11 protein-coding genes are annotated in these 13626 nt (G+C 67.9%); 8 read left to right on the plus strand and 3 right to left on the minus strand.

Going from position 1 to position 13626, the window contains the following annotated elements; genetic code table 11:
- Positions 1-10: 10 nt before the first annotated feature.
- Complete coding sequence (locus WFL22_RS08895; protein WP_336992365.1) at positions 11-1762, minus strand: DHA2 family efflux MFS transporter permease subunit; 1752 nt, start codon at positions 1760-1762, stop codon at positions 11-13.
- Between the two features lie 318 nt (positions 1763-2080).
- On the opposite strand from WFL22_RS08895, the gene WFL22_RS08900 reads away from it, so the two are divergent.
- The 3 genes from WFL22_RS08900 to WFL22_RS08910 all read left to right on the plus strand — a co-directional run bounded on the left by WFL22_RS08900 (position 2081) and on the right by WFL22_RS08910 (position 5070).
- Positions 2081-3229, plus strand: a complete 1149-nt coding sequence (locus WFL22_RS08900; protein ID WP_336992367.1) for a 5-(carboxyamino)imidazole ribonucleotide synthase — start codon at positions 2081-2083, stop codon at positions 3227-3229.
- 70 nt (positions 3230-3299) lie between these two features.
- Positions 3300-3815, plus strand: a complete 516-nt coding sequence (gene purE / locus WFL22_RS08905; protein WP_336992368.1) for a 5-(carboxyamino)imidazole ribonucleotide mutase — start codon at positions 3300-3302, stop codon at positions 3813-3815.
- Between the two features lie 10 nt (positions 3816-3825).
- Positions 3826-5070 carry an MFS transporter gene (locus tag WFL22_RS08910; RefSeq protein ID WP_336992369.1) on the plus strand — a complete coding sequence of 415 codons (1245 nt, stop codon included), beginning with the start codon at positions 3826-3828 and terminating at the stop codon, positions 5068-5070.
- Between the two features lie 62 nt (positions 5071-5132).
- Here the strand turns inward: WFL22_RS08910 and WFL22_RS08915 are convergent, their stop codons facing one another.
- Positions 5133-6254, minus strand: coding sequence for a glycosyltransferase (locus WFL22_RS08915; protein ID WP_336652226.1), 1122 nt, complete (start codon positions 6252-6254; stop codon positions 5133-5135).
- Positions 6255-6447: 193 nt separating this feature from the next.
- Between WFL22_RS08915 and galE the strand changes: the two genes are divergently transcribed.
- Positions 6448-7461, plus strand: a complete 1014-nt coding sequence (galE, locus tag WFL22_RS08920) for a UDP-glucose 4-epimerase GalE (RefSeq protein ID WP_336652225.1) — start codon at positions 6448-6450, stop codon at positions 7459-7461.
- A complete protein-coding gene (locus WFL22_RS08925; RefSeq protein ID WP_336652224.1) occupies positions 7458-8885 on the plus strand; it encodes an LCP family protein in 1428 nt (475 codons plus the stop codon). Before galE ends, WFL22_RS08925 begins: the two co-directional genes overlap by 4 nt.
- Before the next feature lie 40 nt (positions 8886-8925).
- Here the strand turns inward: WFL22_RS08925 and WFL22_RS08930 are convergent, their stop codons facing one another.
- Positions 8926-9942 carry a nitronate monooxygenase gene (locus tag WFL22_RS08930; protein WP_336992371.1) on the minus strand — a complete coding sequence of 339 codons (1017 nt, stop codon included), beginning with the start codon at positions 9940-9942 and terminating at the stop codon, positions 8926-8928.
- Between the two features lie 218 nt (positions 9943-10160).
- Between WFL22_RS08930 and WFL22_RS08935 the strand changes: the two genes are divergently transcribed.
- From WFL22_RS08935 to WFL22_RS08945, 3 genes are read left to right on the plus strand one after another with little or no spacing between them, the layout of a single operon-like run.
- Positions 10161-11723 carry an LTA synthase family protein gene (locus WFL22_RS08935; protein WP_336992373.1) on the plus strand — a complete coding sequence of 521 codons (1563 nt, stop codon included), beginning with the start codon at positions 10161-10163 and terminating at the stop codon, positions 11721-11723.
- Positions 11724-11764: 41 nt separating this feature from the next.
- Positions 11765-12751 (plus strand): glycosyltransferase, encoded by a 987-nt coding sequence (locus tag WFL22_RS08940; protein WP_336992375.1) that lies wholly within the window; start codon positions 11765-11767, stop codon positions 12749-12751.
- Positions 12748-13608: a glycosyltransferase gene (locus WFL22_RS08945; protein ID WP_336652220.1), complete on the plus strand. Its 861-nt coding sequence runs from the start codon at positions 12748-12750 to the stop codon at positions 13606-13608. The genes WFL22_RS08940 and WFL22_RS08945 overlap by 4 nt, the downstream gene beginning before the upstream one ends.
- Positions 13609-13626 lie beyond the last annotated feature (18 nt).

Here is a 13626-nt window from a genome sequence, read left to right on the forward strand (position 1 = left end):
GGTCTTGAGCCTAACGGGCCTCAGTGCGGCTGGTGCCGCGTTCGGCGTCCGTGGCGGGCTGCGAGCGGTCATCGCCCGACACCACACCGATCGGCCCGGTGGCCGCCTGCACGGCGTCGCCGAGGAGTTCGTGCGCGGCGGTACCCGCGGCGTCGCTTGCGGCTGTGGCCTCTCGTCGGCTCAGTTCGGCGATGCGCTCGGCATTGCTCTGGGTGCTCAGTGGAATGTTGGGCAGCAGCGCGATCGCGATAAGCGCGACGATCGCGACGGGGGAGGCGGCGAGGAAGATGTTGCCGATGGCGTGACCGTACGACGACTCGACGATTTCTCGCACGGGCGCGGTCAGCTCGGCGATCTTCGGGATCGCGTCGCTCTCCTGGAACCGCTGCAGATCGGCGATCACGGCGGGGTCGGGGTCCGTCTGCATGAGCGCGGCCAGCTTCGTGAAGCCCTCCGTGAAGTAGTCGGCGATCTCGTGGGCGAGGATCGCGCCCATCACTGAGATACCGGCGGTGCCGCCGATGGTGCGGAAGAAGGTCACCGAGGCGCTTGCCGCACCCATCTCGGTCGGCCCGACAGTGTTCTGCACGATGAGCACGAGGTTTTGCATGGTCATGCCCACGCCCGCGCCGAGGATCGCCATCGAGATGCCCACGTACCAGTAGTTCGTGTCGTAGCGCAGCTGGCCCATCATGAGCAGGCCGGCGAGCAGAGCGACGGCGCCGGCCACCATGTAGCGCTTCCACTTGCCGGTGCGGGTGATGATCTGGCCCACGATCGTGGAAGAGAGCAGCACGCCCGCCATCATGGGCAGGGTCAGCAGGCTCGACTCGATCACGGAGCGCCCGCGGGCGAGCTGCATGTACTGGCCGAGGAACACGGCGGTGCCCATCATGGCGAGGCCGACCGCGATCGACGCGATGGAGGCGAGGGTGAAGGTGCGGTTTTTGAACAGGGTCATCGGGATCAACGGTTCTTCGACGCGCAGCTCGACGAACACGGCGATCACGAGGGCGGCGATGCCACCGCCGACCATAGCGACGGTCTGCCACGACCACCACTCGAAGTTGGAGCCGGCGAGCGTCACCCAGATGAGCAGGCTCGAGAAGCCGAGCGAGATGAGCGCGGTGCCCCAGTAGTCGATCTTGACCTTCTGCTTGCGCACGGGCAGGTGTAGGGTGCGCTGCAGCATGATGATCGCGACGATCGCGATGGGGGCGGCGACGTAGAAGTTCCAGCGCCAGCCGACGGTGTCGGTGAGTAGGCCGCCGAGCAGGGGGCCGCCGACGGTGGCCACGGCCATGATGGCGCCCAGGATGCCCATGTACTTGCCGCGTTCGAGCGGGCTGATGATCTCGGCGAGCACGATCTGCGCGAGTGCACCGAGGCCGCCGACGCCGAGGCCCTGCACGATGCGGCAGGCGATGAGCCAGGTGGGGTCCTGCGCCATGCCGGCGAACGCCGAGCCCAGGATGAAGATGACGATTGCGAGCTGCAGCAGCACCTTCTTGCTGGTGAGGTCGGCGAGTTTGCCCCAGATCGGGGTGGAGATCGCTGCGGCGAGCATGGTGGCGGTGACCACCCAGGTGAACGCGGCCTGCGTGCCGCCGATGTCGGCGATGATGATCGGCATCGAGGTGCCCACGACGTTCATGGCGAGCATGGAGACGAAGTTGGCGAGGAAGAGCCCCGCGAGTGCGAGGTTCTTGGCTCGGCCGGTGAGCAGCCCCGTTGCGGAGGCCTGGGTGGAGGGGTGCGTCATATGGTTCCTTCGCGGGATGCTGGTGAGCGGTGCGGCTGGCTTCGGTGATGGGCCGCGGCTGGCGGGTGCGGATCGGGGGCTCCGGGGTGCGTGTGCCCGGGGCGGATCGGGATCCTGCTCCGCTTTGTTGACGAAGATCAACTATAGGGCAATGGTTGATTTTTATCAACCAAATCCCCTGCCCCCCAAACGTACCGATCGACGTGCAGGCACCGAACATCCGCGGATTGGGGTGCGTGAACGTCGATCGGTTCCGCTGCGGAGCGGCTGGCGAGCGCGGGCGCGGGGCGAGTGGCGCGATACGGCAGAATAGAAGGCATGACTCTCGAGAGCGGCAGCATCAGGATCGGCGTCATCGGGGGCGGGCAGCTCGCCCGCATGATGGTGCCGCCGGCCATCCACCTCGGGCTGCGTATCAGCGTGCTCGCTGAAGCCGAGGGCTCGAGCGCCGCGCGCGCCGCTGACGTTGTCGGCGACTACCGCGACGCCGAGACGGTCTACGCCTTTGCCGAGACCGTCGACGTGGTCACCTTCGACCACGAACATGTGCCCGGCGAGATTCTGCGCGAGCTGGAGCGCCGCGGCGTCGCCGTGCACCCCCGTCCCGACGCCCTGCAGTTCGCGCAAGACAAGATCTTGATGCGCGAGAAGCTCGGCGAACTGGGCGTGCCAGTGCCCGCCTGGGCGGCGGTTGCCGACGCCGAAGAGCTCCAATCGTTCATCGACGCGCACGGCGGTCGTGCCGTTGTGAAGACCGCCCGCGGCGGTTACGACGGCAAGGGCGTGCGCGTCGTCTCCGACGCGGCAGAGGTGCGCGACTGGTTCACGGCGCTCGCCGAAGACGGCCACGGGGGGCGGCTGCTCGTCGAAGAGCTCGTCGATTTCACCAGTGAGCTGTCACAGCTCGTGGCTCGCCGCCCCGGGGGCGAGACTCGCACCTGGCCTGTGGTCGAGACTATCCAGCGCGACGGCGTCTGCGCTGAGGTGGTCGCCCCGGCTCCGGTGCAGCGCGCCGAGACGCTCGAAGAGGCCGCACGCATCGGCAGCGCTGTGGCTGAGGGCGTCGGCGTCACTGGTGTGCTCGCCGTTGAGATGTTCGAAACCCGCGATGGCCGGGTGCTCGTCAATGAGCTCGCCATGCGCCCGCACAACTCTGGCCACTTCTCGATCGAGGGCTCGGTGACGAGCCAGTTCGAGCAGCACCTGCGGGCGGTGGCCGACCTGCCCCTCGGCGACACCTCGATGACGGCGCCTGTCGCGGTGATGGTCAATGTGCTCGGCGGCCCCGAGGAGGGGCCGATGCCGGTGCGCTACGCCGCCGCGCTTGCCGCCCACCCGCGCGCGAAGATCCACAGCTATGACAAGCAGCCCCGCCCCGGCCGCAAAGTGGGGCACGTCACCGTCACGGGCGACTCGCTCGATGTCGTGCTCGCCGAGGCGCGCGCCGCCGCGGCAGCGTTCGCCTGAGCTCGCACCGCGGCGGATCCGCCGATCTGATCGCGGAGCACGGCCGCCGCGCGACGATACGATGGACCGTATGAGCAACACCTCCGCAGCGCCCCTCGTTGGCGTGATCATGGGCAGCGATAGCGACTTCTCCGTCATGGCCGACGCCGTGCAGGTGCTGCGGGAGTTCGGCATTCCCCACGAGGTCGAGGTGGTGAGCGCCCACCGCACCCCAGACAAAATGGTGAGCTACTCCCGTGAGGCCGCCGCGCGCGGGCTTCGGGTGATCATCGCCGGTGCCGGCGGAGCCGCGCACCTGCCGGGAATGGTGGCCTCCATGACCACGCTGCCTGTGGTGGGTGTGCCGGTGCCCCTTGCGAAGCTCGACGGGCTCGACTCGCTGCTGTCGATCGTGCAGATGCCCGGTGGCATTCCGGTGGCGACAGTGAGCATTGGCGGCGCGAAGAACGCCGGTCTGCTGGCTGCGCGCATTCTCGGCGCGAGCGACCCGGTGATCGCGCAGCGCCTTGCCGAGTACGCTCAGCAGCTCACCGACATCGTTGAAACGAAGAACGCAGCGCTGCAGGCCCGCATCGCCTCCGAGTAGCAGAGCTATTGTGGCGGGCCGCGACGGCGAGGGCTCCGGCCCGGAAGGCGTCGGCGACGAACCTCGCGCGCAGGCGGGCACGCCGCGCTACCGGAGATCGCTGATCGCCCTGTTCTGCGCGGGGCTCGCAACCTTCGCGCAGATGTATTCTCCGCAGGGCATACTCCCGGATCTCGCGCGCGACTTCGGAGTGTCTGCCGGGCAGTCCTCCTGGGCGGTCGGTGCTGCGACCATCGGCGTCGCCATCGGGGTGCTGCCCTGGGCACGGCTCTCCGACCGCATAGGCAGGGTGCGTGCCATGCGTATCTCCATGGCGTCGGCCATGGTGGTCGGCCTCGGCACCCCGTTCATTCCGCACTTCGGATGGTTCGTCACGGCGCGGTTCGTCGAAGGGCTGCTGCTCGCGGGGCTTGTGGCCATCGCGGTCACCGCAATCGCCGAGATGGTGCACCCGCGGGCGCTCGGCACCGCTATCGGCACCTACATTGCGGGCACCACGCTCGGCGGCCTCGCGGGCCGCATCATCGCCGCAACAGCGGCCGAACCCGGTGATTGGCGCTGGGGGATGGGCGCCGTCGCGGTGCTCGCCGCCGCGGCGACGGCGGTGTTTCTCGTGCGCATCCCACCGACCGCCGTGCCTCCGCGCGACGGCATGGCGATCCTGCCCGCCACCCTCGCCAACCTCCGCACGCCGGGCGTCATGGTGCTCGTGGCCCAGGCGTTCCTGATGATGGGCGGCTTCGTCGCGGCGTACAACTATCTCGCGTTCCGTCTGCAGCACGAGCCGTTCGGGCTGTCGCTTGCGCAGTCGTCATGGATCTTCCTCGCCTACCTCGCGGGCGCTGCGGCGTCGCGCTGGGTGTGGCGAGCAACAGGCGGCATTCCGCCGACGCTGACGCTGCTCGGCTGCGCTGCCACGATGGTGGCCGGGCTCGCGCTGACGCTGGCCCCCTCGCTTGTGGCGGTGGTCGTCGGCCTGGTGCTGTTCACGGGGGCCTTCTTCGCCGCCCACACCGTTGCGAGCGGTCTCATCGACAGGCGGGCTGGGGCGGGGCGCAGCCTCGCACCCGCGCTCTACAACCTCGGCTACTACACGGGCTCAAGTGTGCTCGGCTGGGTGGGCGGTGTGGCCTTCGGTGCGGGCGGCTGGTGGGCGACCGTCGCCTTCGTCGTCTCGACGACGCTGCTCGCTGCGCTTCTCGCGTGGCGCTATGCGCGCTCGCGGGGAGGCGTGGCGGTAGTCGACGCGATCTGAGGGGGTGCCGCGGGCACCGCTGCGAGGCTCCGGGCTCGCGGATCCGCACATCTCAATAGATCTTAGAGATTGGCGTGGGTTTCCCACAGCTGCCAGGCGGCGCCGCGCCAGCTGTAGCTGCGCCCCCGATCGCAGGCGAGCACTGACAGCTGGGCGAGCGCTTCGGCGTCGCGGAATAGCCGGCTGTACTCGGCGGCGAACGGCCCGGCGCTTTCTGCCGCGACGCCGGCATCGAGCACCAGCTCCGCGGTGGCGTCTTGGTCGGCGTGCAGCACGGGTACGCCGGCGCTCAGCGCACCGAGCACGGTGTAGCCGGTGCCGGAGTAGCTCTGGGGCAGCACCAGCAGCGCGGCTCCCGAAAGCACAGCGCCGATATCGGCGAGCTCGCGGGGGCGCACGACGGTGACGCGATCGTGCAACTCTGCGGGAATCGCGATCTCGTGCGCGCCGTTCTCGTCGCGGTGCTCTTTCGTAGGTGCGCGCGGGTCGAGCCCGTCGAGCACGACCAGTGCCGGGAGCGACGGGTCGGTGCGCAGCGCGTCGAACAACCACTCGAGGCGGCCGAATTCGCCCGGCATCGCCGTGGTGAGCGCGTAGCGCTCGGGCAACGCCAGCGCCTCCCGTCGCGTCGCGGCATCACTGCCCGCGAGGTACTCGGCCGGCGGTGCGAGGGGCAGGACCTGGACGGGCAGGTGCTCGCCGTACTGCCGCTGCAGCACCCGGGCCGTGGCGTGGGTGGGAGTGAGGATCACATCTGCAAGCTTCACCGCGCGCCTCGTGAAGGCGCGGAAGAGGCGGGCCTGGGCGTTGCCGAGCAACGCCGGCGCCTCCCAAGCGAGGCTGTGCGGGATGGTGACCGAGGTTTGCGAGCCGTCGTCTTCGCCGCGCGAGCGGAGTGGCAGCATCGGGGTGAGGGCGTGCACGAACTCGCCGTCGAGCGGGCGGGCCGTGGTGCCGCTCTGCCAGACGTAGGGGAGCATCGCGGCGCGCATCGGCAGCTGATCTACTCGGATGACCGGCGATGCGAAGGCTGGTTGTGCGGAGCCGCGCGCCATGAGATAGCGGGCGCTGCAGCTGCGCGGGGCGGTGGCGGCGACGGCATTGGTGAGGTCGCGGGCGGCTGCGGCGTGGGCCGGTGCTTCCCAGTCGGGGAACGGCTCGGCGATGAGGGTGAGCGTGGCCATGCAGTCTCCCCTCCGTCTCGAACAGCGCGCGGAACTTCAAGCGCGTGCCTGGGTCTCATTGTATTTGAGGTGCGCCGGGGAAACCTCCCGGAGGGTCCCGCGGAGTTGGGCGTCACGCGTAGCCGTAATGGAAATGTGATCTTCGCGAGATTCTGGCGGCTCTCTCGGGTTTCGCCCCAGTACGCTGGTATCCATGCGCGTATTGTTGACCGGCGGAGCCGGATACATCGGTTCACACACGGCCGTTGTGTTGCTGGAGCGGGGCCACGAGGTTGTCGTGCTCGATGATTTCTCGAATAGCAGCCCTGAGGCCGTGCGCCGAGTGGAGCAGCTGACGGGCCGGGAGATCCCCGTCATCGAGGCCGATCTCGCCGACCGTGCCGCTGCTGTTGCTGCGCTGCAGGGCGTCGATTTCGATGCGGTGATCCACTTCGCGGGTCTGAAAGCAGTCGGCGAGTCGGTGGCTCAGCCCACCCGCTACTACCGGGTGAACCTCGATTCGACGCTTGTGCTGCTCGATCTCATGCGCGAGCGAGGCGTCGACAAGCTCGTGTTCAGCTCCTCGGCGACGGTGTACGGCGACCCCGATGTGGCCCCCATCGACGAGTCGCACCGCGCGGGCGTTGGCCTCACCAACCCCTACGGGTGGTCGAAATTCATGAACGAGCAGATCATCCGCGATACCCACGCCTCCTGGCCCGACTTGGGTGCCGTGCTGCTGCGCTACTTCAACCCTGTCGGCGCGCATCCGTCGGGGCGCATCGGAGAAGATCCTGCTGGGATTCCCAACAATCTCATGCCGTTCATCGCGCAGGTTGCCGTGGGCACGCGCGAGCGCCTCAGTGTCTTCGGCGACAGCTACCCCACGCCTGATGGCACGGGGGTGCGCGATTACATTCACGTCATGGATCTCGCAGAGGGTCATGTAGCCGCCCTCGAACACCTCGAAGCGGGCGTAGAGATCTACAACCTGGGTTCCGGCATCGGCTCAAGTGTGCTTGAGGTGGTGCGCGCCTTCGAGGAGGCGTCGGGGCAGCCGGTGCCCTACGAGGTAGCTCCTCCGCGGCCGGGTGACGTCGCCGAGGTCGTGGCCGATCCCCGTCGTGCAAACGACAGGCTCGGTTGGCGCACCACTCGCAGCCTTGCCGAGGCCTGCCGCGACACCTGGGCGTGGCAGTCCGCGAACCCGGGCGGCTACGGGGCATGAGCCTCGACCTCGAACAGCCGCTCCGCCATCCCGATATGGCGGAGGGTCCGCTGATGAGCAAGCGGGCCCGCTGGTTGGTCGTGCTGGGCTTTCTGCTGCCTGGCAGTGCGCAGCTGCTTGCAGGGAGCCGTCGGTTGGGCCGGCTGGGGCTGACGGCAACGCTGCTGCTGGTCGCGGGTGGTCTCGCTTCGCTCGCGGGGCTGCTGTTCGCCAGGGTGGCGACGCTGTCGTTCTTCACCAACGGTTTCGTATTGCTCGGTGTGCAGATTCTGCTGTTCGCGTATGCGGTGCTGTGGTTGGTGCTCGGGTTCGATACGCTGCGGCTCACCCGCCTGGTGCGCGTGCCCGGCAACTGGCGCGTCCCGGTGGCGGCTCTGTCGGTGCTGCTCACGATTCTTCCGGTTGCTGGCGCTGCATGGGCTGGCACGGCGGTGGGGGCGGGCCGCAGCCTGCTCGGTGATCTGTTTCAGGGTGCGCCGGCTGTTGAGCCGATCGATGGGCGCTACAACATTCTGCTGCTCGGCGCTGATGCGGGGGCGGATCGCGAGGGCCTGCGCCCCGACAGCATTTCGCTTGTCAGCGTCGATGCCGAGACGGGGCAGTCCGTCATCATCGGCCTGCCGCGCGAGCTCAAGCTTGCGCCATTCCCTGAGGAGTCGCCGCTCGCTGCGGTGTACCCCTACGGCTATTGCGATGAGGTGAACGATTACGTCGTTGTCGAGGGCGGCGGCTACTACTGCTTCACCACGGGCAATCTGAACTCGCTCGTCACCGAACTTGAAGACTCGGGATCGCCTTCGTACGAGGGCATGTATGCAGACGCGGTATCGAAGGGGTCTTCGCCCGGTATCGAGGCGACGAAGGATGCGGTGACGGGGATCACCGGCCTGCAGGTGCAGTTCTACGTGCTCGTCAACATGGATGGGTTCTCGCATATGATCGACGCCCTCGGTGGCGTGACGATGAACGTGCAGGAGCCATTGCCGATCGGCGGCCACATTGATGAGTACACGGGTGAGCTTGTTGACGTCGACGGGTGGATCGAGCCGGGCGAGCAGCGCCTCGACGGCTATCAGGCGCAGTGGTATGCGCGTTCGCGCTACGGATCTTCGAACGGCGACTATGACCGCATGGCGCGTCAGCGTGAGCTGCAGGCCGCGATTCTCGCGCAGATGAACCCGGCGAATGTGCTGTTGCGCTTCCAGGAGGTCGCTGCGGCTGGCACGCAGCTTGTCGAAACCGATATCCCGGAGTCGATGCTGGGCCGCTTCGTCGACCTGGCTTCGAAGGCGCGCGAGCACGCTCCGGTCAATGTCGAGTTGGTGCCGCCGGCTGTCGATCCCGATTTGCCCGATTACAGCATCATCCACCAGCTTGTCGCCGAGGGCGTTGCTGCCGCATCTCCGCAGGAGGCCACGGAGTAGTCCCACGTGGGTGCGGGCCTTGCGACCTGCCCGAGTGACTTCAGACGCCAGCGGTGAGCCGCTGCACAACATCCGCGGCAGGGCCCTCGCTCGCGTTGCGGTAGCCGGTTCCCGCCCACAGGTGCAGCCTGCCGGTGTCGCCGGAGCGTGCGGCCGCGGCTCTCAGTTCGCGGGTGAGATGGTGCACCGCTGGGTAGGCGTTCGGTGCGTTGCTCCCGTGACGGTCGATGAAGGCATTGCGCAGTGCGCGGGCGGGGCGGCCGGTGAAGGCCCGTGTGATGACGGTCTCGTCGAAGGCGGGATCGGCAAGGGCTGCACGGTAGGTTTGCGACGTGCCCGCCTCGTCCGTGCGCAGCAGCAGGGTGCCCACCGCCACGGCCTCGGCGCCCGCGGCGAGCAAGCGGCTCACGGCCGCCGGACCGTCGACGCCTCCGGCGGCGATCGCGGGGAGGTCGCTCTCGCGGATCACATGGTGCACGAGCGCCGCGGTGTCGATCGGTTCCGGGATCCGTGCGGGATCGAAGACGGCGCTATGGCCGCCGGCGTCGGGCCCCTGTACAATCAGCCCATCGACGCCGGCGGCGCGTGCGAGCCGGGCCTCGGAAACTGAGGTGACGCTCGCGAGCACTCGCGTGCCCGCCCGCCGCAGCGCGGCGATGTCGCCGGCGTCGGGCAGCCCGAACGTCAGCGACACCGTCGGCACAGGGCGTTCAAGCAGCAAGCGCAGCTTCTGGTTCCAGTGGTCGTCGTCGATCACAGGCTCGGGCTGCAACTGCACGCCGTGCGCCTCGGCCTCCCCGCGAATCTCATCGATATAGGCGGCGAAGGATGCCCGATCAGGGACCGCGCGCGACGGCACGAACAGGTTCACGCCGAAGCCGTGCACCTGGGGGCGCAGCTGCTCGATCTCTGTTGCGAGCGCCTCGGGTGACTTGTAGCCGCCGGCGAGGAAGGGATAGGCACCCGCGGCCCCGACCGCCGCAGCCAGCGCGACCGTCGTCGGCCCGCCGGCCATGGGCGCAGCCACGATCGGCAACACGGAATCCAGTAGTCGCATCGACGCTCCAAACCGCTCGGCGGCACGGAGGCAGCCTCGCACCACTATCATTCCATGCTCTCCGCGTGCGACAGGCGCAAGATTCTGCCGCCCGCCGCATCCGGGGCATGAACTCCAAGTGAACTCTCGTAAAGAAGACGTAAACTCGTGCCACTGTGACGAGAGAAGAGCGTGAACCCGGGCGGTCGGCGGCCGAAACTCGAAGCGGTGGGGTTCGAGTGGCAAGCCGACGCTCGCGTTTCCTGCGGGGTGCCGCTGTCACGGGCTTCTGGCTGCTCATCCTGATCGGAGCCGTGCTCCTTGGCGCCGCGCTGTGGGTGCAGCGCACCTTCGGGGCGATCTCCGTCGATCAGATGCTCATGAACCTGCCAGGGGGAGAGGGTGCAGGAGGCGACGGCTTGATCGTTGATGCCGTGGTGTCGATCCTGCTCATCCCAGCAGGGGTGGTGCTGCTGCTCGTGCTGCTCACGGTGCGGTCGCGGTGCGCACTCCGCCGCAGCGGTGGCCTGCAGGCTCGGCCCAGCCGAGTGCTGCGCACGCTCTCCGCTGTGGTGGCCGTCGCGGTGATGGTGAGCGGCGTGGTCGCGTTTGGTTCGACTGTCGGCATTGGTGCGTACGTGCAGTCCTATGCTCGCGAAGCTGCGGGTGCGGCTACTGTCGCCGATTACTACGTTGTGCCCCGGCACGGTGTCAGCGCGAACGGCGGTGGCGGTCAGGGTATGAGCGTGGGCGGCGTCGGCGAGAACGAGCATCGCAACCTCATCGTGGTCTATCTGGAATCGGTCGAGGAGACACTCGGCGACGACAGTATCTTCGAGAAGAACATGCTCGCCCCGCTGCAGCAGGCCACCTCGGGGTGGGAGTCGATTCCGAGTCTGCGGCAGTACGAGGGCGGCGGCTGGACCATGGCTGGGATCGTCAGCACGCAGTGCGGGATTCCGCTCCGTTCGGGAGGCGCCCTGGGCGAGAACGCCGATCTCAACCTGCTGGGCTCAGAGGGCAACGAGGTGGCGAGCTATCTGCCCAACGCGAGCTGCCTGGGTGACGTGCTCGCAGGCGAGGGCTACCATAACGTGTTCATGGGCGGCGCGAACGCGGACTTCGCCGGGAAGGGCGCATTCTTCCGCAGCCACGGCTATGACGAAGTGCACGATCTGACCGAGTGGCAGGCCGCAGGCGAAACGGAGATCCGCGAGGACTGGGGCCTTTCAGACCAGCGCCTTTTCGCGCTGGCGAAAGATGAGGTGATGCGGCTGCACGCGCAGGCGCAGCCGTTCAATCTCACGTTACTCAGCCTGGACACACACGAGCCGACGCACCTCTACGACTCCTGCGAGCAAGATACGGAGGCGCCGCTCGCCTCGATCACTTTCTGCTCGATGCAGCAGGTCGCGGGCTTTGTCGATGCGCTTGACCAAGCGGGCGTGCTCGAAGACACCAGCGTCGTGCTCATGGGCGATCACCTGAAGCTGCTCGCGCCCGAGGCGAGCTTCTGGAATGAGCTGAACGGTCGCACTGATCGCACGATCTTCAACAGGATCTGGAGTCCCGATGGGGTTGAGCTTGCCCGCGACGATATCGACCAACTCAGCATGTTCCCTACCCTGATCGAACTGGCGGGCATCGGGCTCGAGCACCATCGCGCGGGGGTCGGCGTTTCGGCGCTCGCGGATGAGACGCAGGTGCCTCCCGGCACCATCCTTGACCTCACCGCGGAGGAGTATCGCGCCGTGGTGCCGGCCCGCGCCGCCGGGTTCTATCGTGAGCTGTGGGATCGGTGACGGTAGACTGTGCAGGTTCGACCCCCTGAAGGAGAGTGCGCATGCACGTCACGGCCGTGCTGGTCGCCTACAACCGCCGCGAGCTGCTGAGGGAGTCCCTCGAAGCGCTGGCGGCGCAGAGTCGACCCGTCGACAGGCTCGTGATCGTCGATAACGCTTCCGATGACGGGTCTGTGGAGGTGGCCGCCGAACTGCTCGAGCAGTGGGGCGAGCGTGCAAGGCTCATTCCCCTCACCAAGAACACCGGCGGTGCCGGTGGCTTCGCAACGGGCATTGCTGCGGCGATCGCCGAAGAAGATGTCGATTGGGTCTGGGTGATGGACGACGACACCGTGCCAGGGCCCGACGCGCTTTCCGGTGCGCTCGCCGCGCACGAGCGCTACTGTGCGACCGGTCAGGATGATCTTGCCGTGATGGGCTCCCGTGTGGTCTGGACCGACGGCGAGGATCACCCGATGAACACTCCGAAGGCGAAGATCCGCGCATCGGAAGATGAGCGGGCGCGCGCCGCGGAGGCCGGCGGTATGGAGATCCGCTCGATCTCATTCGTTTCGGCCTTCTTGCGTGCGCCGCGGGTGCGCGAACAGGGTCTGCCCATCGCCGACTACTTCCTCTGGAACGACGACTTCGAGTACTCGGCTCGCCTGCTGCGCGGCGCCCGTGGCCTCTACGTGCCGGGGTCGGTGGTCATGCACAAGACCGCCAAACGTGGTTCGAGCGATGCCGATCCTGGGCAGCGTTTCTATTTCGAGGTGCGCAACAAGCTGTGGGTCTTCCGTCTGTCGCGGGCGCTTTACGGCTGGGAGAAGCTGCTGTACTCGGCGGCGACGGCGCGGCGCTGGTTCCGCACCTTCCGCGCCTCCTCCGACCGCGCCCAGTTGCGTGACTGCTTGCGCCGGGGGTGGCGCGATGGTTGGCTGCGCGCTCCGCGATCCACCCGCGAGGTGCTGCGCAACACCGGTGTTCCCGTTGACGTCATGATCGAGGTCGAGCGGCTCTCGAAGCTCGATCGCGCGGCGGCCGCATGAGTGCTTCTGCATCGCAGGCTCCGTTTTCCCTGCTGCTCCCCGTTTACGCTGGCGATGATCCGGGTTTTCTGCGCCTCGCTTTTGCAAGCTCCGTCGATGGCCAGCGCTTGCGCCCAGCCGAGGCCGTCATCGTGCAGGATGGCCCGGTGCCCGACGCACTCGCACGGGAGATCGAGCGGATCGCGGCCGGCAGCCCCGTGCCGGTGCGCATGGTGCGGCTGCCCGAGAACCGCGGCCTCACAGCGGCGCTCAATGCTGGCCTTGAGGTGTGCACGCAGCCCGTCGTGGCGCGCATGGATGCCGACGATGTCTCGCTGCCGGAACGATTCGAGCGTCAGTGGGAGCTGCTGCAGCAGGGCTTCGACCTGGTCGGCACGGGCATGGTCGAATTCGAGCATGATCCCCAGCAGCCTGTTTCCCAGCGTGTGCCGCCGGTGGGCGCGCAGCGCATCCGCGATCACGCCCGCACCCACAATCCCTTCAACCACCCCACGATGATGTATCGCGTTGCGGCGCTCGACAGGGTCGGCCGGTACCAGCCCTTCGGCAGGATGGAGGATTACTGGTTGGGGATCCGCCTCATCGACAGCGGCGCCCGTGTCGAGAATATTGCCGAGCCCCTGCTCGCCTACCGGGTCGGTTCTGGTGCCTTCGCTCGCCGTGGTGGTTGGGCCGAGGCGCGCACCGAGTGGCGTCTGCAGCGCGAGATGCTGCGCATGGGGTTTGTGACGCGTGGGCAATACTTGCGCAACGTGGTGATGAAGGGGGCCTACCGTCTCATGCCCGCGAGTGTGAAGCGCGTGCTCTTCCGCGGCCTCATCGGCCGGGGGCTACCTGGGGATCGCACCGCAGGCTGATTCCGCGCCGCGCGCACC

Source organism: Leucobacter sp. VD1 (assembly GCF_037150695.1).
Taxonomy (GTDB): domain Bacteria; phylum Actinomycetota; class Actinomycetes; order Actinomycetales; family Microbacteriaceae; genus Leucobacter.

Excerpts from the sequence above, each read along its gene's own strand:
- WFL22_RS08900 (WP_336992367.1), top strand. The coding sequence starts at position 2,081 with ATGACTCTCGAGAGCGGCAGCATCAGGATCGGCGTCATCGGGGGCGGG.
- WFL22_RS08940 (WP_336992375.1), top strand. The coding sequence starts at position 11,765 with ATGCACGTCACGGCCGTGCTGGTCGCCTACAACCGCCGCGAGCTGCTG.
- galE (WP_336652225.1), top strand. The coding sequence starts at position 6,448 with ATGCGCGTATTGTTGACCGGCGGAGCCGGATACATCGGTTCACACACG.
- WFL22_RS08915 (WP_336652226.1), bottom strand. The coding sequence starts at position 6,254 with ATGGCCACGCTCACCCTCATCGCCGAGCCGTTCCCCGACTGGGAAGCA.
- WFL22_RS08945 (WP_336652220.1), top strand. The coding sequence starts at position 12,748 with ATGAGTGCTTCTGCATCGCAGGCTCCGTTTTCCCTGCTGCTCCCCGTT.
- purE (WP_336992368.1), top strand. The coding sequence starts at position 3,300 with ATGAGCAACACCTCCGCAGCGCCCCTCGTTGGCGTGATCATGGGCAGC.
- WFL22_RS08925 (WP_336652224.1), top strand. The coding sequence starts at position 7,458 with ATGAGCCTCGACCTCGAACAGCCGCTCCGCCATCCCGATATGGCGGAG.
- WFL22_RS08895 (WP_336992365.1), bottom strand. The coding sequence starts at position 1,762 with ATGACGCACCCCTCCACCCAGGCCTCCGCAACGGGGCTGCTCACCGGC.
- WFL22_RS08930 (WP_336992371.1), bottom strand. The coding sequence starts at position 9,942 with ATGCGACTACTGGATTCCGTGTTGCCGATCGTGGCTGCGCCCATGGCC.